Source organism: Pseudomonas sp. UBA6699 (assembly GCF_002454615.1).
In the GTDB taxonomy this organism is placed as follows: domain Bacteria; phylum Pseudomonadota; class Gammaproteobacteria; order Pseudomonadales; family Pseudomonadaceae; genus Aquipseudomonas; species Aquipseudomonas juntendi.
Map to the genome: position 1 here is coordinate 13,693 of NZ_DKJF01000060.1, position 26,019 is coordinate 39,711.

Sequence of the window (26,019 nt, forward strand, 5' to 3'; positions counted from 1 at the left end):
TTTTCCGGCCCTTCACGCTGCATGAACCTGCGGGTTGCCATCGCGCAGTCCCTTTTTGAGGTTCACGTCTCCAAAAGAGCGTGAAAAAACGGTTTTCACAACTTCACAAGAGTGTGGCGAGCAAATGAACAGTCTGGCATGTGTAAAAGCGGCAGATGTGTCCCGAACAGCCCTGAACAGGCGGCAAATGCGCTCATCCTGCATGAGTGCCTGACCCGCTCCATAACGCACGCACGACACCTTGACCATAGTCGAATTGCCGCAGCCCTGGCAAACGGCGTTCAATACCTGAACCCGAAGACTGGTTGGCGGTGTCCGCGGAAGTTGCAAGAACTGCGAAAAGCCGGACATGGCGACCCTGGCAACCCCAGGTCCTATGCTGTCAATTAGGTAGCTGTAGATTGTGGAGACGCGTTAAATGGCGCAGAACGAATCGGTTGATGTGGTACTGGTAGGCGCGGGCATCATGAGTGCCACCCTGGCCGTACTGCTCAAGGAGCTTGACCCGACCCTGAAGCTTGAGGTCGTCGAGGCGATGGACTCCGGAGCCGCGGAAAGCTCCAACCCCTGGAACAACGCAGGCACCGGCCACGCCGGCCTGTGCGAGCTGAACTACACGCCGCAGGCCGCCGATGGCAGCATCGACATCAAGAAGGCCGTGCACATCAACACCCAGTTCGAGGTTTCGCGCCAGTTCTGGGCCTACCTGAGCAAGAAGGACAACTTCGGCTCGGCGCGTGCGTTCATCAACCCTGTCCCGCACCTGAGCTACGTCGAGGGTGACAAGGGTGTTGCCTTCCTCAAGAAACGCTTCGAGCTGCTCAAGCAGCACCATGCCTTCTCCGAGATGGAGTACACCGAAGACAAGGCCGTGATGAACGACTGGATGCCGCTGATGATGCCTGGCCGCCCTGCCGACCAGCACATCGCCGCGACCCGCGTGGCCAAAGGCACCGACGTCAACTTCGGCGCCCTGACCCTGAAGCTGCTGAAGCTGCTGGGTGACGCGCCGCACGCGCAGGTCAAATACAGCAAGAAGGTCGTCGGCCTGCGCCGTAACGGCAGCGGCTGGACCGTCAGCATCAAGGACGTCAACAGCGGCGGCAGCCGTGAAGTGGACGCCCGCTTCGTGTTCCTGGGCGCCGGCGGCGCGGCCCTGCCGCTGCTGCAGATGTCCGGCATCCCGGAGAGCAAAGGTTTTGGCGGCTTCCCGGTCAGCGGCCAGTGGCTGCGCTGCGACAACCCGGAAATCGTCAAGCAGCACCAGGCCAAGGTTTACAGCCAGGCCGCCGTGGGGGCGCCACCGATGTCGGTACCGCACCTGGACACCCGGGTTGTAGACGGCAAGACTTCGCTGCTGTTCGGCCCTTATGCCGGCTTTACCACCAAGTTCCTGAAGCACGGTTCGCTGATGGACCTGCCGCTGTCGGTGCGCATGGGCAATATCGGCCCGATGCTGGCCGTGGCCCGCGACAACATGGACCTGACCAAGTACCTGGTCAGCGAAGTGATGCAGTCGATGGAACAGCGCCTGGAAGCCCTGCGGCGCTTCTACCCGCAGGCCAAGGCCGAAGACTGGCGCCTGGAAGTCGCAGGTCAGCGCGTGCAGATCATCAAGAAAGACCCGAAGAAAGGCGGCGTGCTGCAATTCGGCACCGAGCTGGTCTCGGCGCAGGACGGCAGCCTGGCTGCACTGCTCGGCGCCTCGCCAGGTGCTTCGGTGACCGTTTCGATCATGCTGGAACTGATCGAGCGTTGCTTCCCTGAGCAGGCCAAAGGGGCCTGGGCCGAGAAACTCAAGGAAATCTTCCCCGCACGCGAGAAGACCCTGGCGACCGATGCTGCCCTGTACCGCAAGATCAGTGCAGATAACGACGCGGCACTGGACCTGGTGGAAAGCAGCCCGGCAGCCAAGCATTACGCCTGACTGGCCCGGTAACGAAAAAACGCCCTTCGGGGTAATGCCAGTCAGTTAAGTAAATGGGGGCCGCTTTGCGGCCCTTCGCGGGCACGCCCGCTCCCACAGGGGTCGCGCATTTCTTGAGTGCAGCGCCAAACGTGTTGGAGCGGGCGCGCCCGCGAAGGGCTGCAAAGCAGCCCCAATAACGCTTAAAGGACAGGCATCACCCTTCGGGGCGTTTTTTTGCCGGCGTGTTGGTCAGCCTGGGCCGCGAGGAAGCGGCACAGGCCAACGATCAACCACGGGCCTGGGCGATGATCTCGATGTACTCCTGCGCATTGCGCTGGTCGGCGATCTGCTCGACGAAGGTTTTGCCGTGTTCGTCCTTGCCATCCAGGTCCAGGCCGGCTTCGACGAAGAACCCGACAAAACGCTGGAAGTCGTCCACACGCAGGCCGCGGTAGGCTTTCACCAGTTTGTGCAGCGAGGGTGAGGTGACGCCATCGGCCGGCTCGAACTGAAGGAACGACTTGATGTAGTCGTCGCTGATTTCGTCACCGATTACCTGTTTCTTGTCTTTACGCATTGCCGGCTCCCTCTGGACCATCACGGAATTTCGAAGGCCGGCAGTTTACCCCCCGCAGGCCGCGCGCCTCAACGCGTACGTACGGTGCCCGTGTGCAGGTCGGCCCAGATATGGCCGTTGCCATAGGTGAGGAACTGCACATACAGCGTTTCGTTGCGCAGCAGGTCCATGATCACCCGGTAGTCGCTGAGGGGGTAATTCAGGCTCAAGGTGCGGGTCTTGTCGTCGTACACCGGTTTCTTGAGGCTCTTGGCGGCCTCACCGTCGAATGTCAGCAGCACCTGGGCAATGGTCGCCCCCTTGCTCAGCGGCTTGCCCTTCAGGCGCACTTGCAGCGACGAGGTGATCGGGATCGGCTGCTGGTCGGACTGCCGCTGGGCACCGACTACCACCGAGTAGTCGGTCACTTGCAGCAACTGCTGGCTGGTGGGTGCTTCCTGACGCAGGGCCAGGTCGTCCGGGGGCAGGAACTGGCTGTGCAGCGGTGCAGCGGCCAGCGGCAGGCTGATGGCCACCAGAAGGGGGAGAAACGCACGCATGTGAGGCTCCTTGTATGAAGCCGCACTCTAGCACGTGGACGTTTTTACAGGCCCTTGACGGCGAAGATGCCGTTGGCGTTGCGCCAGTAGCCTTTGTAGTCCATGCCATAGCCGAAGATGTAGCGGTCAATGCAGGGCAGGCCCACGTAGTTGGCCTTGAGGTCCGGGCTGGCTTTGCGGTCGTGGTCCTTGTCGATCAGCACGGCGGTGTACACCGAGCGCGCGCCGGCGTGCTTGCAGAACTCGATGATGGCACTGAGGGTATGGCCTTCATCGAGGATGTCGTCGACGATCAGCACGTCGCGGTCGATGAACGACACCTCGGGCTTGGCCTTCCAGAACAGCTCGCCGCCACTGGTCTGGTTGCGGTAGCGCGTGGCGTGCAGGTAGGAAGCTTCCAGCGGGAACTGCAGGTGGGTCAGCAGTTTGCCGGAGAAGATCAGGCCACCGTTCATCACGCAGAACACCACAGGGTTCTTGTCGTGCAGGTCCTTGCAGATTTGCTCGCCCACCTTGGCGATGGCCGCTTCGACCTCAGCTTCGGTGTACAGGCAGTCAGCTTCACGCATGACTTGACGGATATGCTCGAGATCGGCGGACATGGCGCGCTCCGGGGGATTTTGGAAAAGCGGGCAAAGGTACGCATCCGCTCGTCACAGATCAAGCGTTTATGGACTAACGTGCAGAATGACCAGACGACAGCGCAGGCTGAATAGATTAATCTAGCGCGGTTTTTTTGCCCGCCTTTCGGAGCCCCCCTATGCCCACTCGTGAGATCCGCCACCCGCTGATCCGCCACAAGCTCGGCCTGATGCGCCGTGCCGATATCAGCACCAAGAATTTTCGCGAACTCGCCCAGGAAGTCGGCGCTCTTCTGACTTATGAAGCCACCCAGGACCTGCCGCTCGAAACCTACGAGATCGACGGCTGGTGTGGCAAGGTCGCGGTAGAGAAAATCGCCGGCAAGAAGATCACCGTAGTGCCCATTCTGCGTGCCGGCATCGGCATGCTCGACGGCGTACTCAGCCTGATCCCGGGTGCCAAGGTGAGCGCGGTCGGTGTTGCCCGCAACGAAGAGACCTTCGAAGCCCATACGTACCTGGAAAAGCTCGCCCCGGACATCAACCAGCGCCTGGCATTGATCATCGACCCCATGCTGGCAACCGGCGGCTCGATGGTTGCCACCATCGACCTGTTGAAGAAGGCTGGCTGCAAAGAGATTCGCGCCATGGTCCTGGTCGCGGCACCAGAAGGCATCGACGTGGTGGAAAAAGCTCACCCCGATGTACAGATCTACACCGCCTCGATCGACCAGCGCCTGAACGAGCACGGCTATATCGTGCCGGGCCTCGGCGATGCCGGTGACAAGATCTTCGGCACCAAGCAAAAGGACGCCTGAACATGCAGGACGGCTTCAACGACCCGCTCTGGCGCCAGGTCGTTTCGGGCGCGCAGATGCTCTTCGTGGCATTCGGTGCGCTGGTACTGATGCCACTGATCACCGGCCTGGACCCGAACGTCGCGCTGTTCACCGCGGGTATCGGTACCTTGCTGTTCCAGTTGGTCACCGGCCGTCAGGTCCCGGTGTTCCTGGCTTCCAGCTTCGCCTTCATCACCCCGATCATTCTCGCCAAAGGTCAATTCGGCCTGGCCGAGACCATGGGCGGCGTGATGGCCGCAGGTTTCGTGTATACCTTCATGGGCCTGATGGTGAAAATCAAAGGCACCGGTTTCATCGACCGCATGCTGCCGCCCGTGGTGATCGGGCCGGTGATCATCTCCATCGGCCTGGCCATGGCGCCGATTGCCGCCAACATGGCGATGGGCAAGGCTGGCGACGGCAGCGTGCTGCTGCCGTACAAGACAGCCATGCTGATCTCCATGCCGGCGCTGCTGACCACACTGATCGTCGCTGTGTTTGGCAAAGGCATCTTCCGCCTGGTGCCGATCATCGCTGGCGTGCTGGTGGGTTTTGCCCTGTCATTTGCCTTTGGCGTGGTCGACACGGCCAGAATTGCCGCTGCCCCCTGGCTGGAAATGCCCAACTTCACGGCGCCAGCGTTCAACTGGCAGGCCATTCTGTTCATCGTTCCAGTAGCCCTGGCACCTGCGATCGAGCACATTGGCGGGGTTATCGCGGTTGGCAGCGTAACCGGCCGTGACTACCTGAAGAAGCCCGGCCTGCACCGCACCCTGCTGGGTGACGGCCTGGCCACCACCGCCGCCGGCCTGTTCGGCGGCCCGCCCAACACCACCTACGCCGAAGTGACCGGTGCGGTGATGCTGACCAAGAACTACAACCCGAAGATCATGACCTGGGCGGCGGTATTCGCCATTACCCTGGCGTTCATCGGCAAGTTCGGCGCGCTGCTGCAGAGTATTCCGGTGCCGGTGATGGGCGGCATCCTGTGCCTGCTGTTCGGCTCGATCGCCGCGGTAGGCTTGAACACCATGATCCGCCACAAGGTCGACCTGGCCGAAGCGCGCAACCTGGTGATCGTGTCGGTGACCCTGGTGTTCGGTATTGGCGGGGTACTGATCGGCAGCGGTGATGGCCCGGATGACTGGGGCCTGAAGGGGATTGCACTGTGTGCCATCGTGGCGATTGCCCTGAACCTGATCTTGCCTGGCAATGACGGCTGGAAGCACAAGAAGCTCGAGGATCAGCAGCCTTGAGCCACCCTTGACCTGAGCGCCCACAGGGCAGCAAAACACCCTGTGGGAGCGGGTTCACCCGCGAAAAGGCCGGTTCACTCAGGCCTTTTCACACATGTCCGCCAACACCCTCACCCACTGCGGGTGGTCGTTCAAGCACGGCACCAGCACCAGCTCCCGCCCGCCGGCCTCGACAAACTGCTCACTGCCGCGCATGCCGATTTCTTCCAGCGTTTCGATGCAGTCGGCCACGAATGCCGGGCACATCACCAGCAACTTCTTGACCCCCGCCTTGGCCAGCTCGTCCAGGCGTGTTTCGGTGTACGGTTCGATCCACTTGTCACGCCCCAGCCGCGACTGGAAACTCACCGACCACTTGCCGTCGGGTATACCCAACTGCGCCGCAAACGCTTTGGCGGTCGCCAGGCACTGACCCCGGTAACACACCGCGCGCACCTCGGCGCTGGCATCTTTGCAGCAGTCGGCTGCACGCAGATCATGCTTGCCGCGCGTGCCGCGCGGGTACAGCTTTTTCAGGTGCCGCTCCGGCAGCCCATGAAAACTCAGCAACAGGTGGTCGTAATCCTGTGCCAGGTAAGGTTCGGCGCTGGCCGCCAGTGCCTGGATATACGCGGGGTGCTCGTAGAACGGCTGCAGCACCCGCATTTGCAACGGCAACTGGCGCTCTTGGATGGTCTGTTTCGCCAACTCCACGACCGTGGTCACTGTACTGTCCGCGAACTGTGGATACAACGGCGCCAGGGTAACCCTGCGCACGCCCTGCGCTGCCAGACGCGCCAACACATCCTCCAGCGCCGGCTGGCCGTAACGCATGGCTATTTCAACCGGCCCATGCGGCCAATGCTCGACCATGGCAGCCTGCAGGCGGCGGGTCAGCACCACCAACGGCGAGCCCTCTTCCCACCAGATGGACGCATAGGCATGGGCCGACTGCTCCGGTCGCTTGATCAGGATCAACGACACCAGCAGCCGCCGCAGTGGCCAAGGCAGGTCCACCACGTACGGGTCCATCAGAAACTGGTTGAGGTAGCGGCGTACATCGGCCACCGAAGTGGAGGCCGGGGAACCCAGGTTGACCAGCAGCAGGGCGTGATCAGTCATGCAGCGTCCTATGTCAGAGGCGGCTGGACAGGTCGTCCAGGGCCGATTGCAGATCATTGAAGCGGAAGGCGAAGCCCGCCTCCAGCAAACGTACCGGGCGCGCACGCTGGCCGCCCAACAGCAAAGTCGACAGCTCGCCCAAGCCGGCCTTGAGCAGCAGTGCCGGCACCGGCAATAGCGCCGGCCGATGCAGCGCACGGCCCAGCCGCCTGGCGAACTCGCGGTTGCGCACGGGCGCTGGAGCGCAGGCATTATAAGGACCGCTGGCGTCCTTATGCTGCAAGAGAAAATCAATCAGGGCGACCTGGTCGTCTATATGGATCCACGGCATCCACTGCCGACCGTTGCCCAACGGCCCACCCAGCCCCAGCTTGAAAGGGATGCGCAAGCGCGACAAAAAGCCGCCATCGCTGGCCAGCACCAGCCCAGTACGCACCAGCACCACACGGATGCCCTGGGCCTGCGAGCGCTGGGCTGTTTCTTCCCAGGCTATACACAACTGGCTGGCGAAATCTTCCCGCACCGGGGGTGAGGTCTCGGTCAGTTCGCGCTCACCGCCGTCTCCGTACCAGCCCACCGCTGACCCGGACAGCAACACCTCAGGGCGCTGTTCGCGGGTACCCAGCCAAGCCAGCAGCTGCTCGGTCAGGGCAATGCGGCTAGCCCACAACAGGTTGCGCCGGGCGGCCGTCCAGGGCCGGTCGGCAATCGGCGCCCCCGCCAGGTTGACCACTGCATCGAGCTGATCGTCTGCCTCCAGTTGCTCAAGCCTGGCGATGCCCCGCACCCCGGCGCCGCAGAGTTTTGCCACCTCCTGTGGCCGCCGGCTCCACACTGTCAGCCGGTGGCCCTGGCTGAGCCAGTACTGGCACAGGTGCTTGCCAATCAACCCGGTACCGCCTGTCAGCAATATATGCATGCCTGTGTCCTCGCAGATTGCAGCGGTGGTCTATTTTTAACATCAAGGCACTTTTTTGACCCGACGCTCTCGGATAAACATAGGCCAACCTGTCCGGCAAAGCGGAATTACCTTATACAATATTTTTGCTTTGTACAGGTTTTCCTGACAGCGTAGTCTGCTCATAGCAAGGTTTGAAGAGGCCATCATGACAGTACCTATTGCCATCATTGGTGCCGGTATCGCCGGCTTGTCTGCCGCCCAGGCTTTGCAGAAGGCCGGGCAGTCGGTGCACTTGTTCGATAAAGGCAAGGGCAGCGGCGGGCGCATGGCCAGCAAGCGCAGCGAGGCCGGCGCCCTCGACCTTGGCGCGCAGTATTTCACTGCCCGCGACCGACGCTTTGTCGAGCAGGTCCAGCAATGGGTGGCCGCAGGCTGGGCAGAACAGTGGAAACCCCAGCTGTACAACTACCGCGACGGCACCCTCAGCCCCTCCCCCGACGAGCAGACACGCTGGGTAGGCGTGCCGCGCATGAGCGCGATCACCCGCGGCCTGCTCAAGGACGTGACGGTGAATTTCGACTGCCGCATTGCCGAGGTGTTTCGCGGCAAGCAGTACTGGCACCTGCAGGATACCGACGGCTGCAGCCACGGCCCCTTCAGCCGCGTGGTAATTGCCGTGCCGGCGCCCCAGGCGACACCGCTGCTGGCCGCCACGCCCAAGTTGGCCGCCGTGGCGGCCGGCGTGCAGATGGAACCCACCTGGGCCGTGGCCCTGGCATTCCAGGCCCCGCTGGATACACCGATGCAAGGCTGCTTCGTGCAGGACAGCGCCCTCGATTGGCTGGCACGCAACCGCAGCAAGCCTGGCCGCGACGAGCAGCCCGATACCTGGATATTGCACGCAACGGCAGACTGGAGCCGGCAGCATATCGACCTGCCCAGAGAAGCAGTGATCGAGCATCTGTACGGCGAATTCGCCGAACTGATCGGCTGCGTGGTGCCCGCGCCCGCGTTCTCCCTGGCCCACCGCTGGCTGTATGCCCGCCCGAGCAGCAACCATGAGTGGGGCGCCCTGGCCGATGCCGACCAGGGCTTGTATGCATGCGGCGACTGGTGCTTGTCGGGGCGTGTAGAAGGCGCCTGGCTTAGCGGCCAGGAAGCAGCACGGCGACTGCTCGAACATTTGGACTGATTTCACCTTATACAAAAAAACTGGTTTGCATAACTTCCGCACTGTGCTGGAATAAACCTGTACAAGTTTTTACAAACGTACAGGTTTTCGGAGGCAGTCATGCAAAACCCGCCCACCCACAGCAAGCCGCGTATTGCCATCAGCGCCTGCCTCATCGGGCACAGCGTGCGCTATAACGGCGGCCACAAGGCCTCCGACCTGTGTCGCACGCAACTGGAAGAACATTTCGAATGGCTGCCTGTTTGCCCAGAGGTAGCCATCGGGCTAGGCGTGCCTCGCGATCCGATCCGCCTGGTTGGCGACCCGAACAACCCTGAAGTGGTCGGCACCCGCAACCCGGGCATGGACCTGACCGGGCCGCTACGCAGCTATGGCGAACAGATGGCCGCGGAGCTGGGTGACATCTGCGGCTACATTTTCATGCAGAAATCGCCGTCCTGCGGCTTGGAACGGGTCAAGGTCTATCAGCCAAACGGCCACCCTGCGGTGCAGAGTGGTCGCGGCGCCTTTGCCCAGGCCTTCTGCGCGCTACGCCCCGACCTGCCGGTGGAAGAGGAAGGCCGGCTGCATGACCCGGTGCTGCGCGAGAACTTCATAAGCCGTGTCTATGCCTATGCCGACTGGCAACGCCTGCTGGCCGAGGGCCTCAGCCGGGGTGCCTTGGTAAGCTTCCATTCGCGCTACAAATACCTGTTGATGGCCAACAACCCTCAGGCCTACCGCACCCTCGGGCGCCTGCTCGGCAGCATGAGCAAGGACGATGACCCACAACAGGTGGGCCAGCGGTATTTCAGCCAGCTGATGCAGGCGCTGCGCCGCTGTGCCAGCCGTGGCACCCACTGCAATGTGCTGCAGCACCTCAGCGGCTATTTCAAGGACACCCTCACCCAGCAGGACAAAGCCGAGCTGCAGACGATCATCAGCCAGTACCAGCAGGGCGTCGTGCCGCTGGTGGTGCCACTGACGCTGCTCAAACACCACCTGCGCAAGCACCCGGACCCGTACCTGCTTCAGCAAACCTACCTGCAACCCCACCCTGAAAGCCTGGGTTTACGCAATGCGGTCTGAGGTGCTGTTACCAATAGGCGAGTTGGCCCGCCGCACCGGGGTGAACCCGGTCACGCTGCGCGCCTGGGAGCGCCGTTATGGCCTGCTGAAACCACAACGCACAGCCAAGGGGCACCGTTTGTACCCACAAAGCCAGGTGGAACGGGTAGAAACGATCCTGGCCTGGTTGCAGCGGGGTGCCTCTGTTGGCCAAGTGCGCGAGTTGCTCGACAAACCAACCAGCAGCGCGCCCAAAGGCGACTGGCAAGCCCGTCAGTACGAGCTGGTCGAAGCCATCGCCGGCCTGTCGCAACGTAACCTGGACCAGCAACTTAACCAGGCCATGGCGCTGTATCCGGCTCTGACCCTGTGCGAACAATTGCTGCTGCCCTTGCTCGACCTGCTCGACCTGCGCTGGGGCAGTTACTTCAACGCGCGGCTGGAGCAGGTGTTCTTCTACGGCTGGCTACGCAGCAAGCTGGGCGCCCGCGTCTACCACGACAACCAGTTGCTGCACGGCCCCGCCGTGCTTCTGGCCGAAGACAGCGAGCGCGCCTTCAGCCCAGGGCTGTGGCTGTGCGCCTGGTTGTTCACCAGCAATGGCATCCCCGTTGAGGTGCTCGAGCAGCCTGTCAGCGCAGCGCAACTGCAAAGCGCAGTCAGCATCTTCCAACCCCGGGCCGTGCTGCTGCACCTGGGCCCGCGCATGGACGACAAAGCCTTGCTGCGTGCCCTGCAAGGGGTGCCGGGGCCGAAGTTGCTTGGTGGCAGCATGGTTGCACTGCATGAAACCCGCCTCAAAGACAGCGAACTGCCTGACCTTTTCCTGTTCGATACCCCGCAAGCGGCCTTGCGCCTGCTTCAAGCCCATGACCGCCAGCCTGTAGAGATCAATGCCCCATGCACCTGACCTGGCTGCGTAGTGACCTGCGCATCGATGACAACACCGCACTGAGCGCTGCGACCGAACGCGGGCCGACCATCGCCTTGTGGCTGGTCAGCCCCGGGCAATGGCGTGCGCACGACGACGCCGACTGCAAAGTCGATTTCTGGCTACGCAACCTGCGCGACCTGCGCCAGGCGCTGGAAAAGCTGAACATCCCGCTGCTGATCCGCAAGATCGACACCTGGGACCAGGCGCCTCAGGCCGTACTCGATGTTTGCCAGCAACACCAGGTGCAAAGCGTGCACTGGAACGAGGAATACGGCATCAACGAGCAGCGCCGGGACGCTGCTACGCGCAAGTTGCTGGAAAAAGCGTCTGTCCAGGCGCACAGCTATCTCGACCAACTGCTGTTTCGCCCAGGCACCATCCTGACCCGCAGTGGCGATTACTTTCAGGTATTCAGCCAGTTCAAGAAAACCTGCCTTGAACACCTGCACCGCAGCCTGCCTGCGCTGGCCCGGCGGGTAAAGCGCCAGGCTGCGCTGAAGATCCACAGTGACCCGATCCCGCAACATATCGACGGCTTCGAAAAAACCCCGCGCGCCTTGCGTGAGCACTGGCCGGCGGGCGAGGCCCATGCACAGCAGCGCCTGTCTCAGTTTCTGGACGAAACCATCGACGATTACCTTAAAACCCGGGATCTGCCGGCAATGCCGGGGACCAGCCAGCTTTCGCCTTATTTGGTCGCCGGGGTAATTTCCCCGCGCCAGTGCTTGCATGGGGCCCTTGCCGCCAACAAGGGCGAGTTCGACAGCGGTAGCACGGGTGTGCAGACCTGGGTCAACGAACTGCTGTGGCGCGAATTCTACAAGCATATCCTTACCGGCTACCCACAGGTCTCGCGGCACCGCGCCTTCCGCAGCCATACCGAAGCCCTGCCCTGGCGCGATGCGCCGGGCGATCTCGAGGCGTGGGAGCAGGGCCGCACCGGCTTCCCCATCATCGACGCGGCCATGCGCCAGCTGCTGCACACGGGCTGGATGCACAACCGGCTGCGCATGATCGTCGCCATGTTCCTCAGCAAAAACCTGTTGATCGACTGGCGCAAGGGCGAGCGTCACTTCATGCGCCACCTCATCGATGGTGACCTGGCCGCCAACAATGGCGGCTGGCAGTGGAGCGCCTCTACCGGCACCGATTCGGTGCCCTATTTCCGCATTTTCAACCCGGTCTCACAATCGCAGCGGTTCGACCCTGAGGGGCGTTTCATTCGTCACTGGCTGCCGGAGCTTCGCGATATCGATGAAAAAACAATTCATGGTCCGATGAAATCTACGGATCTTTTCGCTGGTAATTCGTATCACAATCCAATAGTTGATCTGGGCAGTAGTCGCCAACGTGCATTGGAGGCCTTCAAAGGCCTGCCGCGACGGTAACAAAAGGGGCAGAACGTCTTGAATAACTCACGCAGTTTTTGGGTTACAGGCGCAAGCAATGGACTTGGCTTGGCGTTGTTGCAAGGGCTGCTCGACCAAGGCCACCGGGTGGCCGCGAGTGGCAAGGATGCGCCTGCGTTCGAAGCGCTGGGCGAACGCTATGGCCAGCAATTCCTGCAAGTGCCCTGGCAGTTGCACGATGCACAGCAAGCCGCTGACGCTTGTCAGTTGATCGCCCGTCACTGGCACTCACTGGACGGCGTGATCATCAATGCCGGCACCAGCGATTACCTGCCGGGCGATGTGGCTGACAGCGAATTGATCGAGGCCATCGTCACCAGCAACCAGCTGGCGGGCAAGCACTGCCTGACAGCGGTGACGCCCTTGCTGGCAAAGGGTGATTCACCCCAGGTGATGGCTATTTTCAACCGTTATTCGGCCCTGCAGTTGTACGCGCCAACCCAGGTAACCGCCGGTTGGAACCACCTGCCGCAGTGGGTACGTGAGCAACGTGATGCGCTCCAGGCGTTGGGGATATCGCTGACCGTGGTAGGACCGCAGTCGCTGAAAACGCCAGTGACGCCTGCGCAAGCCTTTCCGGAGCAGTGGACGCCGCAAAGCGCCGCGCAGGAGTTGTTGCGGCGCTGGCCCGCGGCTGAGCCCGAGTTGGTACTGGAGACGCTTGACCTCAGTGGGCTATGGCCGCTGCCGCCAAGGTGACGGCAGGCTCCCCGCCAAGCGCGAACCTGGGTCGCGCTTGGCGGTTGATGGTTGACCCGATCGGGTCAGAGCGCCATGCGGTAATGCAAGCTGTAGCTTTCAACCCCGTCATTGGGTTCTTTGATGCCGGCGTTCGAGTAGTGAATCGCACGCACACCAATTTCATGCCCACCGGCGAAGCGCAGGCCGAAGCCGATGCGGTCTTCGAACTGGAACGACGAACCCAGTTCGTTGCTTTCCAGCTCGGTGCTGGAGAAAGCTGCCACGCCGATGCCCGCCTCGATGTAGGGCTTGACCGACTGGCCGGCAAACTCGTACACGAACACGGGTGCGAACGACAGGCTGTGGTTGCTAGCCGTGTCGTCGCCGTCCCAATAGGTGTAGGCACCGTCCCAATAGCCGGTCACGCGGCCGACGCTGGTCTGCCACCAGCTGGCATCCCAGTTCGACTGCAGCCCCAGCCGGTAGACCATCGTCGAGTCACCGGTCTGCCCTACCGAAACCGATACATCAGCAGCCTGCGCCAATACTGCCTGCCCCATGGTGAAAACGGCAGCCGCCGCCAAGCCCAGCAGTTTCTTCATGAGAAACATCCTTCATCCAAGTGCTGTTTTAATAAGCGCCTCATCTCAGGCAAGGCATAGAAAGCGGCAGTGGTACGATAGTTCAGCTTTTCTTCACGTTTTTTTCACATGGCAAAGCTTTGCACATCGTCAGACTTATGCCACAGCACAGGCAGGATTTTTTTCAGGGAAGAGGGATCGGCGCTGGTCCAGAAGCGGGTAGCCTGCGCCGGTCCGGCGGCCAGCAGGCCATTGTTGCCTAGCAGCCGCTGCAACTGGCGGGCGACGGCGGCACCGGTATCGATGATGGCCACATCTGGCGGCACCATGCCGGCCAGCAGCGGCCGCAGGAAGGGGTAATGGGTACAGCCCAGGATCAAGGTGTCACAACCAGCGGCCAGCAGCGGCTCGACATAGCCCCACAGCATCTGGCGCAGCGTGGGGCTGCACAAGTCGCCGGTCTCGATCAGCTCGACCAACCCCGGGCAAGGCTGGGTGATCACCAGCACGTCGCTGGCGAAGCGGTCGAGCAAAGCCGCGAACTTGGCACTTTGCAACGTGCCGGTGGTGGCCAGCACGCCAACCACGCCTGAGCGTGTCGCAGCCGCGGCAGGCTTTACTGCAGGCTCCATCCCCACCAATGGCCAGTTCGGGTATAGCTCGCGCAGATCCGCTGCGGCCGCCACCGTGGCGGTGTTGCAGGCCAGCACCAGGGCCTTGGCGCCTTGCTCGCGGAAGAACCCGGCAATGCGCCGGCAGCGCTCACGGATGTAGTCCGGGGATTTTTCACCATAAGGCACATGGCCGCAATCGGCCACGTACAGCAGTGTCTCGTTGGGCAACAGGCGCTGGATCTCGGCGAGCACCGACAAGCCACCAACACCTGAGTCCATCACGCCGACCGGCGCCGAGCGCTCAGCCATCGCGCTTGCCGCACACGGCACACGCCGGGTCGCGCTTGACGCGCAGTTCGCGAATACGGGTGCCGAGGGCGTCGATCAACAGCAGCCGGCCGACCAGCGGCTCGCCGAAGCCTGCCAGCAGCTTCATCGCTTCCAGCGCCTGCAGGCTGCCGACCAGGCCCACCAGTGGGCCGATCACCCCCGCCTCGCTACAGGTCAGCTCGGCTTCACTGCCATGCCCATACAGGCAGTGGTAGCAAGGGCTGTAGTCGCGACGCGGGTCAAACACCGACAGCTGCCCCTCCAAACGGATTGCCGCACCGCTGACCAAGGGTTTGCCGGCGGCGAAACAGGCGGCGTTGACCGCCTCGCGCGTGGAGAAATTATCGGAGCAGTCCAGTACCAGGTCGACGGCCGCCACCGCGGCTGCCAGGGTGTCGTCATCCAGCGCCTGGCGGTGGGCAACCAGGGTGACTTCAGGGTTGATGGCCTGCAGGCGCTGCAGCGCCGAGTCGACCTTGCTCATGCCGACACTGTCGCTGTCGTGAAGCACCTGGCGCTGCAGGTTGGTCAGGTCGACGGTATCGAAGTCCGCCAGGTGCAGTTCGCCAACCCCCGCGGCTGCCAGGTACAGGGCGACCGGCGAACCCAGGCCACCCAGCCCGACAATCAATGCCTTGCTGTGCTTGAGGCGTAGCTGGCCGTCGATGTCGATCTGCGCCAGCAGCACCTGGCGGCTGTAGCGCAGCAGTTCCAGATCACTCAGCATGGCAGGCGCCCCAGACTGATGCGTTCATGGCCACCCAGATCGGTCCGGCTGGCCACCTCGTTGAAGCCCTGTTCGACCAGCAAGGCCCGTACTGCCGCGGCCTGATCATAGCCATGCTCCAGCAGCAACCAGCCACCCGGCACCAGGTGCCCAGGGGCCTGGGTGACGATCACGCGCAGGTCGTCCAGGCCATCGGGACCAGCCACCAACGCACTGCTGGGCTCGAAACGCACGTCGCCAGCCACCAGGTGTGGGTCTGCGGCGGCGATGTAGGGCGGGTTGCTGACGATCAGGTCGAAACGCTCACCGGCCAGGCTGTCGAACCAATGGCTGAGGCGCACCTGGGTATTGCTCAGGCCCAGGCGCTGCCGGTTACGCTCGGCAAGCGCAGCGGCCTCTGCCACCCGGTCTACGGCCGTGACCTGCCAGGCGGGGCGCTCGCTGGCCAGAGCCAATGCGATGGCGCCCGTGCCAGTGCCCAGGTCGAGAACCCTGGCTGGGGCTGCGGGCTGCAGTTCGAGGGCGGTTTCGACCAGCAGCTCGGTATCCGGCCGTGGGATGAGCGTGTGCGGCGCGACTTCCAGGTCGATCTTCCAGAAACCTTGCTGGCCAAGGATATACGCCACCGGCTCACCGCCGCGGCGGCGCTGCAGGTACCCGGCGTAGGTCTGCGCGTCTTCGCTGCTGACGATCCGCTCGGGCCAGGTGTGCAGATAACTGCGCGACTTGCCGATGGCCGCTGCCAGCAGCAGTTCGGCATCCAGGCGTTCGGTAGGCGATTCTGGCAACTGTGCGTTGCGCAGCAGGCTGGCGATGATGGTCATCAGTCCCCCAGGGCAGCCAGTTGATCGGCCTGGTATTCGGCCAGCAGCGGCTCGATCACCGCGTCCACGCCACCACTGAGGATGTCGTCCAGCGAATACAAGGTCAGGTTGATACGGTGATCGGTCACCCGCCCCTGTGGGTAATTGTAGGTACGAATACGTTCCGAGCGGTCACCCGACCCGACCAGCAGTTTGCGCTCGCTGGCAATGGCGTTCTGGGCGGCGCTGGTCTGCATGTCGTTGAGCTTCGCCGACAGCCAGGACATGGCGCGGGCGCGGTTCTTGTGTTGCGAGCGCTCTTCCTGACACTCCACCACGATGCCGGTGGGCAAGTGGGTGATGCGGATCGCCGAGTCGGTCTTGTTGACGTGCTGGCCGCCGGCACCGGAGGCGCGGTAGGTGTCCACGCGCAGGTCAGCCGGGTTGATTTCGATGGCCGCTTGTTCGTCTGGCTCGGGCAGTACCGCCACGGTGCAGGCGGAAGTGTGCACGCGGCCTTGGGATTCGGTCTCCGGCACACGCTGCACGCGGTGCGCGCCAGACTCGAACTTGAGCTTGCCGTAGACGTTTTCACCTTCGACACGGGCGATGATTTCTTTGTAGCCGCCGTGTTCACCTTCGTTCTCGGACAGAATCTCCAGGCGCCAGCCACGCTTTTCGGCGTAACGCGAGTACATGCGGAACAGGTCACCCGAGAAGATCGCGGCCTCGTCGCCACCGGTGCCGGCGCGGATCTCGAGGAACACGTTGCGGCCATCATTCGGGTCCTTGGGCAGCAGCATGCGCTGCAGCTGCGCCTCGAGCGTCAGCAATTGCTCCTTGGCTTCACGCACTTCTTCCACGGCCATTTCGCGCATGTCCGGGTCACTGTCCTTGAGCAGCGCCTGGGCACCTTCGAGGTCGTCCTGGACTTTGCGCCACTCTTTATAGGCAGCATAGACCGGCTCGACCTCGGCGTACTCGCGGGAATACGCGCGAAAGCGCGTCTGGTCGGAAATGACCTCGGCATCGCCGAGCAAGGCGGTGAGTTCTTCGAAGCGGTCCTGGAGAATTTCCAGTTTGTTCAGCAGCGACGCTTTCATTGCGGGGTTTTGTCCGTCGAGCCCTCGTTGAGGGCAAAGAGTTCCTGGGCCATGGCCAGCGCATCGACGCGCCCCTCGGCCGAGAGCTTTTTCAACTGCACGCTGGGCGCATGCAGGAGTTTGTTGGTCAGGCCCCGGGCCAATTGGGCCAGTACGTCCTCGGGGTTGCCGCCGTTGGCCAGCAGGCGCTGGGCCTTTTGCAGTTCTTCGTCGCGCAGGCGCTCGCTTTGCTGGCGATAGGCCTTGAGCACATCCACGGCAGCCAGTTCACGCAGGCGCAGCATGAAGTCTTCGGCGCCGACTGTCACCAGTTCTTCGGCAGCCTGGGCAGCGCCTTGGCGGCTCTTGAGGTTCTCCGCCACCACATCGTGCAGGTCATCGACGGTGTAGAGGTAGACGTCATCGAGCTCACCGACCTCGGTTTCGATATCGCGGGGCACGGCGATGTCGACCATGAAGATCGGTTTGTGCCGGCGCTGCTTCAGCGCACTTTCGACCGCGCCTTTGCCAAGGATCGGCAACTGGCTGGCAGTGGAGCTGATGACGATGTCGCTGTTGGCCAGCTCCTGGGGGATGTCGGCCAGCAGAACGGCATGCGCACCGAACTGTTCGGCCAGGATGCTGGCGCGTTCCAGGGTGCGGTTGGCCACCACGATGCGGCGCACGCCCTGCTCATGCAGGTGGCGGGCGACCAGGGTGATGGTTTCGCCGGCGCCGATCAGCAGGGCCTGGCTACGCCCCAGGTCGGCGAAGATCTGCTTGGCCAGGCTGACGGCGGCAAAGGCCACCGACACCGGGTTCTCGCCAATGGCGGTGTCGGTACGCACCTGTTTGGCAGCACTGAAGGTGGCCTGGAACAGGCGCCCGAGCAACGGCCCGACGGTACCGGCTTCGCGGGCCACGGCGTAGGCAGACTTCATCTGGCCGAGGATCTGGGGCTCGCCGAGCACCAGCGAGTCGAGGCCCGAGGCCACGCGCATCATGTGCTTCACGGCGTCGTGCTCTTCGTGCACGTAGGCACTGGCGCGCAGTTCGTCGAGGCTGAGGCGGTGGTAATCGGCCAGCCATTTGAGTACGGCGTCGGCGGACAGGTGGTCCTGCTCTATATAGAGTTCACTGCGGTTGCACGTCGACAGAATCGCCGCTTCGCGGCTGGACGTCAGTCGGCAGAGCTGCTGCAGGGCGTCTACCAGCTGCTCTGGGGTAAACGCCACGCGCTCGCGTACGTCTACCGAGGCAGTCTTATGGTTGATACCGAGTGCAAGAAAGGCCATGCGAAGTCGCTGGTTGTGACAGGAAGCCGATAATTGTCCTCTTTCGCAGGTTTCAGGACAACCACCGTTCGCTATTGCGCTGATAGCGCGGCGGCTATCGCCGGCTGCACGCCCGCACCAGCTGTGATTCCAGCCCCGGATCCTGATTTTGATCTGGCTCGGATTTTAGCTTTAGCAAGATGTGGGCATTCACACCGAGTAGGTATTCGTTCGCGATGGTGGCGCTGAGTCACCTTGCGCCCTTCCGGCGGGTTACTTTGGTCGTGGCCAAAGCAACCAAAGCCGTCCGCTCCCATCATCCGGCCCCTACGCTGCGCTCCGGGGTCCCTTCGCTACGGGCATGCTCCCGGGAGTACGCGCTGCAGGCCCCATCCATGGGGCCTCAGCGCTTGACGGGCATCCATGCCCGTCACCTCCCTGCGCATGCCCTTCGCTCGGCCTCCTGAAGTCGCAATCTGCGGCGCGTGAACTACCGCGTGCTTAGAAGCAAAACCGAAGCCCGCTACGCCACTGAAGCAGCGGCACATAACAGACGCCTTGACCTGACCGAATCGAAACCCGACGTGACAATGTAACGAGGGGATATTTCCTACAAAAGCTTATGTGAATTACTTTTTTCGACATATCTGTATCGATTTTTTCCATCGACTTGTAGTCCATTTCTGAATTGCGGATCCAGCTATTGCTTCACCCAATTTCAATGCCTAGCCTTTCCCATCACTGATCTGGATTTGGTTCCTCACCAGAAAATTAAAACCTGACAATGATTACCAAAGAGAGGTAAGCATGGCTTTTGACGCTTATATAAAAATCGATGATATCCCAGGCGAGGCCTTGGACGAAAAATCGTCAGCCATTTCACCTTCACCAAGTTTCTCGACAGTGCCAGTTGCAAATTGATGGAAGCCAGCTGCGCAGGCCAACATCTCAAGGAAGTTAAACTCGCACTCTGCCGCGCGGGCGGCGACAAGCTCAAATATTACTAAATCATTCTCGAAGAAGTGATCATTGCCGACTACACCCAAAGCGCCGCCGATGGAGTACCGATAGAGGTGGTGCAGCTCGATTACGGGAGAATCAAAACCACCTATACCCAGCAAAAACGCATTGACGGCTCCGGCGGCGGCAACATCGCTGGCGGGTGGGACCGGATCGGAAACAAGAAGTACGCCTGAGGGGGTCGCCATGTCTGAAGCCCGTGCGTTCATCAACCCCAGGATGCAGAACTACCACACCCTCAAGGCCGGCCTTGCGCTGACTGGGCATTCGGCCAGCAAGTTCGACATCCTGAATTCGCACATTTGCAACAGCGTGGTCAGAAGCGGCGAACTGGTGATCGTCGGTGACTGGTCAACGCCTTCCTGTACCAGTCAGGAGGCGTATTTGATGTCGAAGGCTACCGTGACCCATATGGGGTTGATGCATAGCGGCCAGGGTGCCGATGAGTTTTTCGTAGACAATTTCGAGCTGTTGAAGAGTCTGCTCGCCCATGCGTCCATGGGCACGGGCGTGGTAAGCGATAGTTGGAGCAAGTATCTCAAAGCGATTCAAGACACCTTGCTGGAAATCGAGACGCTGCATAGAGAGCACATGAGCTCAGGGTCCCTCAAAGCCCGCGAGCAGTTTTACGTCAAGCGGGCGGGGCTTTTCACGAAGCTGGATGAGCAGTTGCGCAGGTTGGCGGCGTTCGGCTCAGGCTTGCGCAACAATGGCTCCATCAAAAGAATGCTAGCCATTTCCACGAAAAGCTATTTGCATACGGGTGAGATTGCAGGGTATGCGGATAAGGTTGCCGGTGTGAGCAAGGCTGCTAACCTGATAAAAAAAGGAACTTATTTAGGCATTGCACTGGAAGTTTCGAGTACAGGCCTATCAATCAATAAAGCCTGCACGGAAGGGAGAGAGGAAGAGTGCAGAAGAGCTAAAATTGTGGAGAGTAGTTCATTGGCAGGTGGCGTAGGTGGAGGCGTAGTTGGCGCATATGCAGGCAACATAGTTGGCGTAGCAGCTTGCGGCGTGGTTCTCGGAACCGTATCGGGCGGGCCTGGAGCTATCGCTTGCGGTGTAGCGGGCGGAGCCTTTGGGGGGATGCTAGGCGGGATGTTCGGAAGCGATGGTGGAGAATTCATGGGAGATTTATTCTACGAACGGGTGATAAAGTGACCACAGCTCATGAAATTTTGGGAGCGGTGTTCGCCCTCCTTATCACCGCGATCTTCATATCCATGTCGATAACGCTATATTTGTCCCATCGCCTGACTGAACACATTGAATCTCTGCTACCCAACTGCAAGCTGATCAGTGAGAACAGAAAAACATACGCTGAACTTGGCTTTATCGGAAAAGTTTTTCGATTCGGGACAATATCTTTAATGTTAGTCTCCCCAAAAGCCTATGCACGTAAAGGCCTGATAGACATTAATGAAGTAAACCAACTACCGGCCCGCATAAAAAAATTACTTAGCAGACTCGTCATTATGTGCTTAGCACTTTTTCTCACACTGCTATTATTTAGGGCATGCCTATATGCTGCTGATCACTACCAAACCCTTTGAAAACCAGTATTGAAGCTCGAGCAAACGCTCCCGTTGTTATTGCTAATAACAGCGCCAATAGCATATGCGTGAACCTATATTGGCATAATGCTTAACATAGCAGTAACCGGTCTATAAATTCGCCATGCTTGAAGCGAGCCGCATATGTAAACTCTGCATCATTAGCTGGAGGCCTGGCTGGTAGCGCTGTAGGCGGTTATCTAGGAGGGAATATTGTTGCACCCGCAGTATCCGGCACTAGGAGTAGGGACTGCCGGACTAGGGCACTCACCTGCGCGGTCATCGGTGGCACTGCCGGGGCGAAGTTAGCCGGTGATTTCGCAGAAAAAAAGCGAGGTATTAGGTGACTTTTTGTATCACGAGTTCTCAAAATGACTAACATAGAGCCAGGACTGATCGCACTGATCCTGATTACAGCAATGTTAATTGCCGCTAGCGCGCAAATTATTATTTCACACAAATACACCGAGCATTTTGAATCTTTCCTCCCCACCTCTCGCCTCGTATCTGACAACATCAAAAATTACCAGCACGCCAGACTCTTGGGCAAAACAATAAGAACCGGCCAGATTGCAACACTGTTGGCTATACCCAAAATCTTCATTTACAGGGGTTACGCTGAAATTGAGGAAGTAAAAAACTCCCCCTCCGCGAAAAGCGCATTTTGTTAATCCTATGGATTATTCACATCACCTTGTTCATTGCCTTGATGCTGTCGCATTATCTATGACTTCATGCCGATACGACTTGACCCGAATCGAAACCTGACGTGGCAACGTAACGAGGAGAAATTTCCTACAAAAACCTGTACCGATGGCCGCGATAATGAGTGTAGAAGAGCTAAATACGTCCATGGATCTTCCTTGACAGGCAGTGTCGCCGGGGGAGGGATAGCAGCAAGCTACGGCGGTGCTATTGCCACTAGTATGTGTCTCGCTCTTGGCGTGCCAACAGCCGGTACAGGCGCACTCCTCTGCGCTGTTATTGGTGGGGCTGCGGGAGCCACGGGAGGAAGCATGCTTGGCGGTGCTGTAGGGGAAGCGCTCGGCGAAGTACTGTATGAAAAGGTAGGCACCCAATGAGCACTGCTGTGGGCATTGTTGCATTTATAATTTTGGCCGCCATGATCATCACGCTTTGCGCATCCCTCTACATATCAACCTATCATCTTGGTAGGATCGAATCACTACTACCGAATAGCGCATTCGTAAGCGGAAATAAGAAAACCTTTTCACAAGCAGGCCTTATTGGCAAGGTAATGCGCACACTCTCAATATCAATACTGCTAACAGTACCAAAGATATATGCACGGAAAGGATTAGTTGACCTTGATGAGGTCACGAGCTTCCCTATACGCATGAAGCGCACCCTGATCGTCTTAGGGGCTATGCACCCAACACTTATCGGAGCACTTATTCTATTCCGCATTTGGCTGCATACCCTGGACCCAAGCCGCAGTTGGTAGCGAGAGAATAACGTCAGCCGGAGAGCTACAGCAGGGCGTCTACCATCTGCTCTGGGGTAAACGCCACGCAGTGGTGCGCTTCGCGGGTGTCCGCCTTTACACCATCTGCGCTCGATCTCATAAACCGCCAAAAAACCCAAAGCCAAACACCCGGTACAGCCACTACATCACGGAACCCTCTCCCACCACGAAGGTCGCAGCTAACCAGACACCACACAGGTGGGTTTGCCCCCGCGCTTGTGTCATCATGCTGCGACCGCCGGTGAGTCCTCCTATTAAGCCTTCTATGAACAAACCATACGCATTGCTGCTTGCCTTCGCCCTGCTCCAGGGCTGCCAGAGCCTGGCCCCGCAAAAGGCCGAGCCTCCCGTTGCCGATGCCGCCAAGGCTGAGGCCGAGAAGCCCGTGGTGTATGGATCGTTCAAACAAGACACGCTCTACAGCCTGCTGGTGGCGGAACTGGCCGGCCAGCGCAACCGCTTCGACATCGCCCTGGCCAACTACACCGACCAGGCCGAGAAAACCCAGGACCCAGGGGTTTCCGAACGCGCCTATCGCATCGCCGAGTACCTCGGCGCCGACGAGCCGGCCCTGGACAACGCACTGGTCTGGGCGCGCAACGACCCGCAGAACCTCGACGCCCAGCGCGCCGCCGCCATCCAACTAGCCCGCGCCGGCCGCTACGACGATTCCATGACGTACATGGAAAAGGTGCTGCAGGGCCAAGGCGACACCCACTTCGATTTCCTCGCCCTGTCGGCAGCAGAGACTGACCAGAGCACCCGCGACGGCCTGCTGCAAAGCTTCGACCGCCTGCTGGTCAAGTACCCGGACAACAGCCAACTGGTGTTCGGCAAGGCCCTGCTGCTGAACCAGGACAACAAGCCCGAAGAGGCGTTGGAACTGCTCGAGTCACACCCGCCGCAAAACGGCGAAATTGCCCCGATCCTGCTGCGCGCCCGCCTGCTTCAGGCACTGGACCGCGGCCCCGAGGCCCTGCCCCTGCTGCGCGGGGCCATTCGCGACAACCCGGACGACAAACGCCTGCGCTTGACCTACGCCCGCACCCTGGTCGAGCAGGACCGTATCGCCGATGCCAAGGGCGAATTCCTCAGCCTGGTCCAGCAATACCCCGACGACGACGAACTGCGCTACTCCCTGGCCCTGGTGTGCCTGGAGAACAAGGACTGGGACGAGGCCGAGGGCTACCTGCAGGAACTGGTCGAGCGCGACAGCAACGTCGACGCCGCGCGCCTCAACCTGGGCCGTATCCGCGAAGAGCGCCACGACCCCGCAGGCGCCCTGCGTGAATACGCCCTGGTCGGCCCGGGCCCCGACTACCTGCCGGCGCAACTGCGCCAGGCCGACATTCTGATCGCCAACGGCCGTGGCAGCGAGGCCTCGCGCCTGCTTGCCGAGGCCCGCGAAGCGCAGCCGGACTACGCCATCCAGCTGTACCTGATCGAATCGGAAAGCTACAGCAACAACAACAAGGACGCCCAGGCCAACCAGGTGCTGCAACAGGCCATACAGCGCTACCCGGACGACCTCAACCTGCTTTACACCCGCGCCATGCTGGCCGAAAAACGCGACGACCTGGCGCAGATGGAACAAGACCTGCGCGCGATCATCGCCCGCGAGCCGGAAAACGCCATGGCCCTGAATGCCCTGGGCTACACCCTGGCCGACCGCACAACCCGCTACGCCGAGGCCCGGACGCTGATCGAAAAGGCCCACCAGCTGACCCCCGACGACCCGGCAGTGCTCGACAGCCTGGGCTGGGTGAATTACCGCCTGGGCAACCTCGACGTGGCTGAAACCTACCTGCGCCAGGCGTTTGCCAACTTCCCCGACCACGAAGTGGCCGCCCACCTGGGCGAAGTGCTGTGGGCCAACGGCAAACGCCGCGAAGCCCGCCAGGTCTGGGCCAAGGGCTTCGATGCCCAGCCCGACAGCCCCCTCCTGCGCAAGACCCTTCTGCGCCTGACCGGATCCGAGACCCTTTAACGCCATGTTTCTGCGCCATTGCATTACCTTCACCCTGATCGCCCTGCTCGCCGGCTGCGCCGGCTTTGGAAGCCGCGAGGCCCTGCAGGGCCATGGCGACCCACAGCAGTGGCGCGCCCATAAAGAGCAACTGAGCAGCCTCGACGGCTGGCAGATCAACGGCAAGGTCGGCATCCGCGCACCGCGCGATTCGGGCAGCGGCACGCTGTTCTGGCTGCAACGACAGGATTACTACGACATTCGCCTGGCCGGCCCGCTGGGCCGAGGTGCCGCCCGCCTCACCGGTCGCCCCGGCGGCGTGGTGCTGGAAGTGGCCAACCAGGGCCGCTACGAAGCCCCCAGCCCTGAAGCCCTGCTGGAAGAGCAACTGGGCTGGCGATTGCCGGTCTCGCACTTGGTCTGGTGGGTACGCGGCCTGCCCGCCCCTGACAGCAAGAGCACACTGAGCCTTGACGGCGACAGCCGCCTGGCCACCCTCGAACAGGATGGCTGGCAGGTGCAGTACCTGAGCTACACCGAGCAGAACGGCTACTGGCTGCCCGAGCGCCTGAAGCTGCATGGCCAGGACCTGGACGTGACCCTGGTGATCAAGGACTGGCAGCCGCGCCAGCTGGGGCAGTGAGCCCATGCACACCCTGACCCTGCCGGCACCGGCCAAGCTCAACCTGTGGCTGCACATCATTGGCCGCCGCGCCGACGGCTACCATGAGCTGGAAACGGTGTTTCAGTTTCTCGACCACGGCGACGAACTGCACTTCGCCCTGCGCGATGACGGCGTGATTCAGTTGCATACCCCTGTCGAGGCGGTGCCGCACGACAGCAACCTGATCGTGCGTGCTGCGCGCAAGCTACAAGCGCAATCAGGTACACCATTGGGTGCGGACATCTGGCTGACCAAGGTCCTGCCCATGGGTGGCGGTATCGGCGGCGGCAGTTCGGATGCTGCCACCACCCTGCTGGCCCTCGCCCACCTGTGGCAGCTGGATTGGGACGAAGACCGCCTGGCCGCCCTGGGCCTGAGCCTGGGGGCGGATGTACCGGTATTCGTGCGCGGCCATGCAGCCTTCGCCCAGGGCGTGGGCGAACAGCTGACCCCGGTCGACCCGGAAGAACCCTGGTATGTCGTGCTGGTGCCGCAAGTGTCTGTCAGCACAGCAGAAATTTTTTCACATCCGCAGTTGACACGTGATTCACTGCCCCTTAAGATGCGCCCCGTTCCCAAGGGAAACAGTCGAAATGACTGCCAACCGGTGGTAGAGCAGAATTACCCAGAAGTTCGAAACGCATTGAATTCACTGGGAAAATTCACCGAAGCTCGATTAACCGGCACTGGAAGCTGTGTGTTTGGGGCCTTCCCAAGCAAAGCCGAAGCTGATAAAGTTCTGGCCCTTCTTTCAGCGACCCAAACAGGGTTTGTGGCGAAAGGAAGCAATGTTTCGATGTTGCATCGCAAGCTGCAAAGTCTGGTCAAGAAGTCGGGCGCATAAGCGTTCGCAAGCAACAGATACAGGGGCGTCGCCAAGCGGTAAGGCAGCAGGTTTTGATCCTGCCATGCGTTGGTTCGAATCCAGCCGCCCCTGCCATTTTCCTTAT

Annotated in this window: 24 protein-coding genes, 1 tRNA gene and 1 pseudogene; 15 read left to right on the plus strand and 11 right to left on the minus strand. The window is 61.1% G+C overall.

The genetic code is table 11. The features are described 5' to 3' along the window. Positions 1 to 418 precede the first annotated feature (418 nt). Positions 419 to 1,927 carry a malate dehydrogenase (quinone) gene (gene mqo, locus B3361_RS11860; RefSeq protein WP_064314333.1) on the plus strand — a complete coding sequence of 503 codons (1,509 nt, stop codon included), beginning with the start codon at positions 419 to 421 and terminating at the stop codon, positions 1,925 to 1,927. Between the two features lie 268 nt (positions 1,928 to 2,195). On the opposite strand, the gene B3361_RS11865 is transcribed toward mqo, so the two are convergent. The 3 genes from B3361_RS11865 to B3361_RS11875 form a co-directional block, all read right to left on the minus strand. Next, complete coding sequence (locus B3361_RS11865; protein ID WP_009682950.1) at positions 2,196 to 2,486, minus strand: PA4642 family protein; 291 nt, start codon at positions 2,484 to 2,486, stop codon at positions 2,196 to 2,198. Between the two features lie 68 nt (positions 2,487 to 2,554). Continuing rightward, positions 2,555 to 3,025, minus strand: a complete 471-nt coding sequence (locus tag B3361_RS11870; RefSeq protein ID WP_054903932.1) for a hypothetical protein — start codon at positions 3,023 to 3,025, stop codon at positions 2,555 to 2,557. Between the two features lie 44 nt (positions 3,026 to 3,069). Beyond that, positions 3,070 to 3,627, minus strand: coding sequence for a hypoxanthine-guanine phosphoribosyltransferase (locus B3361_RS11875; RefSeq protein ID WP_009682952.1), 558 nt, complete (start codon positions 3,625 to 3,627; stop codon positions 3,070 to 3,072). Positions 3,628 to 3,785: 158 nt separating this feature from the next. On the opposite strand from B3361_RS11875, the gene upp reads away from it, so the two are divergent. Beyond that, entirely contained in the window at positions 3,786 to 4,424 is a 639-nt protein-coding gene (gene upp / locus B3361_RS11880; protein WP_154211145.1) for a uracil phosphoribosyltransferase, read from the plus strand. A gap of 2 nt (positions 4,425 to 4,426) precedes the next feature. Continuing rightward, positions 4,427 to 5,701 (plus strand): uracil-xanthine permease family protein, encoded by a 1,275-nt coding sequence (locus tag B3361_RS11885; RefSeq protein ID WP_009682954.1) that lies wholly within the window; start codon positions 4,427 to 4,429, stop codon positions 5,699 to 5,701. Positions 5,702 to 5,779: 78 nt separating this feature from the next. Here B3361_RS11885 and hemH read toward each other — a convergent pair whose 3' ends face one another. Then, on the minus strand, positions 5,780 to 6,802 hold the full coding sequence (gene hemH, locus B3361_RS11890; RefSeq protein ID WP_009682955.1) for a ferrochelatase: 1,023 nt from the start codon (positions 6,800 to 6,802) through the stop codon (positions 5,780 to 5,782). A 13-nt stretch (positions 6,803 to 6,815) separates the two neighbouring features. Beyond that, on the minus strand, positions 6,816 to 7,721 hold the full coding sequence (locus B3361_RS11895; RefSeq protein ID WP_054903931.1) for a TIGR01777 family oxidoreductase: 906 nt from the start codon (positions 7,719 to 7,721) through the stop codon (positions 6,816 to 6,818). A 187-nt stretch (positions 7,722 to 7,908) separates the two neighbouring features. Here B3361_RS11895 and B3361_RS11900 point away from each other — a divergent pair, with 187 nt between their 5' ends. From B3361_RS11900 to B3361_RS11920, 5 genes are all read left to right on the plus strand, one after another. Then, positions 7,909 to 8,895, plus strand: a complete 987-nt coding sequence (locus B3361_RS11900; protein WP_009682957.1) for an NAD(P)/FAD-dependent oxidoreductase — start codon at positions 7,909 to 7,911, stop codon at positions 8,893 to 8,895. A 99-nt stretch (positions 8,896 to 8,994) separates the two neighbouring features. Continuing rightward, positions 8,995 to 9,963 carry a YbgA family protein gene (locus B3361_RS11905; protein ID WP_054903929.1) on the plus strand — a complete coding sequence of 323 codons (969 nt, stop codon included), beginning with the start codon at positions 8,995 to 8,997 and terminating at the stop codon, positions 9,961 to 9,963. Continuing rightward, entirely contained in the window at positions 9,953 to 10,852 is a 900-nt protein-coding gene (locus tag B3361_RS11910) for a MerR family transcriptional regulator (protein WP_009682959.1), read from the plus strand. Before B3361_RS11905 ends, B3361_RS11910 begins: the two co-directional genes overlap by 11 nt. Next, on the plus strand, positions 10,843 to 12,264 hold the full coding sequence (gene phrB / locus B3361_RS11915; RefSeq protein WP_054903928.1) for a deoxyribodipyrimidine photo-lyase: 1,422 nt from the start codon (positions 10,843 to 10,845) through the stop codon (positions 12,262 to 12,264). The genes B3361_RS11910 and phrB overlap by 10 nt, the downstream gene beginning before the upstream one ends. An 18-nt stretch (positions 12,265 to 12,282) precedes the next feature. Beyond that, on the plus strand, positions 12,283 to 12,984 hold the full coding sequence (locus B3361_RS11920) for an SDR family NAD(P)-dependent oxidoreductase (protein ID WP_054903927.1): 702 nt from the start codon (positions 12,283 to 12,285) through the stop codon (positions 12,982 to 12,984). 65 nt (positions 12,985 to 13,049) lie between these two features. Here B3361_RS11920 and B3361_RS11925 read toward each other — a convergent pair whose 3' ends face one another. The 6 genes from B3361_RS11925 to hemA form a co-directional block, all read right to left on the minus strand. Then, positions 13,050 to 13,568: an acyloxyacyl hydrolase gene (locus tag B3361_RS11925; protein ID WP_033744719.1), complete on the minus strand. Its 519-nt coding sequence runs from the start codon at positions 13,566 to 13,568 to the stop codon at positions 13,050 to 13,052. A gap of 104 nt (positions 13,569 to 13,672) precedes the next feature. Continuing rightward, complete coding sequence (gene murI / locus B3361_RS11930) at positions 13,673 to 14,470, minus strand: glutamate racemase (RefSeq protein WP_029886862.1); 798 nt, start codon at positions 14,468 to 14,470, stop codon at positions 13,673 to 13,675. Then, entirely contained in the window at positions 14,463 to 15,218 is a 756-nt protein-coding gene (locus tag B3361_RS11935) for a molybdopterin-synthase adenylyltransferase MoeB (RefSeq protein ID WP_029886863.1), read from the minus strand. The genes murI and B3361_RS11935 overlap by 8 nt, the downstream gene beginning before the upstream one ends. Then, a complete protein-coding gene (gene prmC / locus B3361_RS11940) occupies positions 15,212 to 16,042 on the minus strand; it encodes a peptide chain release factor N(5)-glutamine methyltransferase (protein WP_054903924.1) in 831 nt (276 codons plus the stop codon). The genes B3361_RS11935 and prmC overlap by 7 nt, the downstream gene beginning before the upstream one ends. Further along, the gene (gene prfA, locus B3361_RS11945; RefSeq protein WP_009682967.1) at positions 16,042 to 17,124 is read right to left on the minus strand and encodes a peptide chain release factor 1; all 1,083 of its coding nucleotides are present in this window, start codon (positions 17,122 to 17,124) and stop codon (positions 16,042 to 16,044) included. Before prfA ends, prmC begins: the two co-directional genes overlap by 1 nt. Beyond that, the gene (gene hemA, locus B3361_RS11950) at positions 17,121 to 18,398 is read right to left on the minus strand and encodes a glutamyl-tRNA reductase (protein ID WP_009682968.1); all 1,278 of its coding nucleotides are present in this window, start codon (positions 18,396 to 18,398) and stop codon (positions 17,121 to 17,123) included. The genes prfA and hemA overlap by 4 nt, the downstream gene beginning before the upstream one ends. A 786-nt stretch (positions 18,399 to 19,184) precedes the next feature. Between hemA and B3361_RS11955 the strand changes: the two are divergent. From B3361_RS11955 to B3361_RS11985, 7 genes and pseudogenes are all read left to right on the plus strand, one after another. Beyond that, positions 19,185 to 19,573 (plus strand): annotated as a pseudogene (locus tag B3361_RS11955) (Hcp family type VI secretion system effector). 10 nt (positions 19,574 to 19,583) lie between these two features. Further along, positions 19,584 to 20,561, plus strand: a complete 978-nt coding sequence (locus B3361_RS11960; RefSeq protein ID WP_286920231.1) for a hypothetical protein — start codon at positions 19,584 to 19,586, stop codon at positions 20,559 to 20,561. Between the two features lie 763 nt (positions 20,562 to 21,324). Beyond that, a complete protein-coding gene (locus tag B3361_RS11965; protein ID WP_232892571.1) occupies positions 21,325 to 21,624 on the plus strand; it encodes a hypothetical protein in 300 nt (99 codons plus the stop codon). 1,080 nt (positions 21,625 to 22,704) lie between these two features. Beyond that, positions 22,705 to 24,426 (plus strand): tetratricopeptide repeat protein, encoded by a 1,722-nt coding sequence (locus B3361_RS11970; protein ID WP_054903921.1) that lies wholly within the window; start codon positions 22,705 to 22,707, stop codon positions 24,424 to 24,426. Positions 24,427 to 24,430: 4 nt separating this feature from the next. Beyond that, complete coding sequence (lolB, locus tag B3361_RS11975) at positions 24,431 to 25,048, plus strand: lipoprotein insertase outer membrane protein LolB (RefSeq protein ID WP_029886866.1); 618 nt, start codon at positions 24,431 to 24,433, stop codon at positions 25,046 to 25,048. Positions 25,049 to 25,052: 4 nt separating this feature from the next. Beyond that, on the plus strand, positions 25,053 to 25,913 hold the full coding sequence (ispE, locus tag B3361_RS11980) for a 4-(cytidine 5'-diphospho)-2-C-methyl-D-erythritol kinase (protein ID WP_054903920.1): 861 nt from the start codon (positions 25,053 to 25,055) through the stop codon (positions 25,911 to 25,913). 21 nt (positions 25,914 to 25,934) lie between these two features. Continuing rightward, positions 25,935 to 26,009, plus strand: a tRNA-Gln gene (locus tag B3361_RS11985). Positions 26,010 to 26,019: the final 10 nt, after the last annotated feature.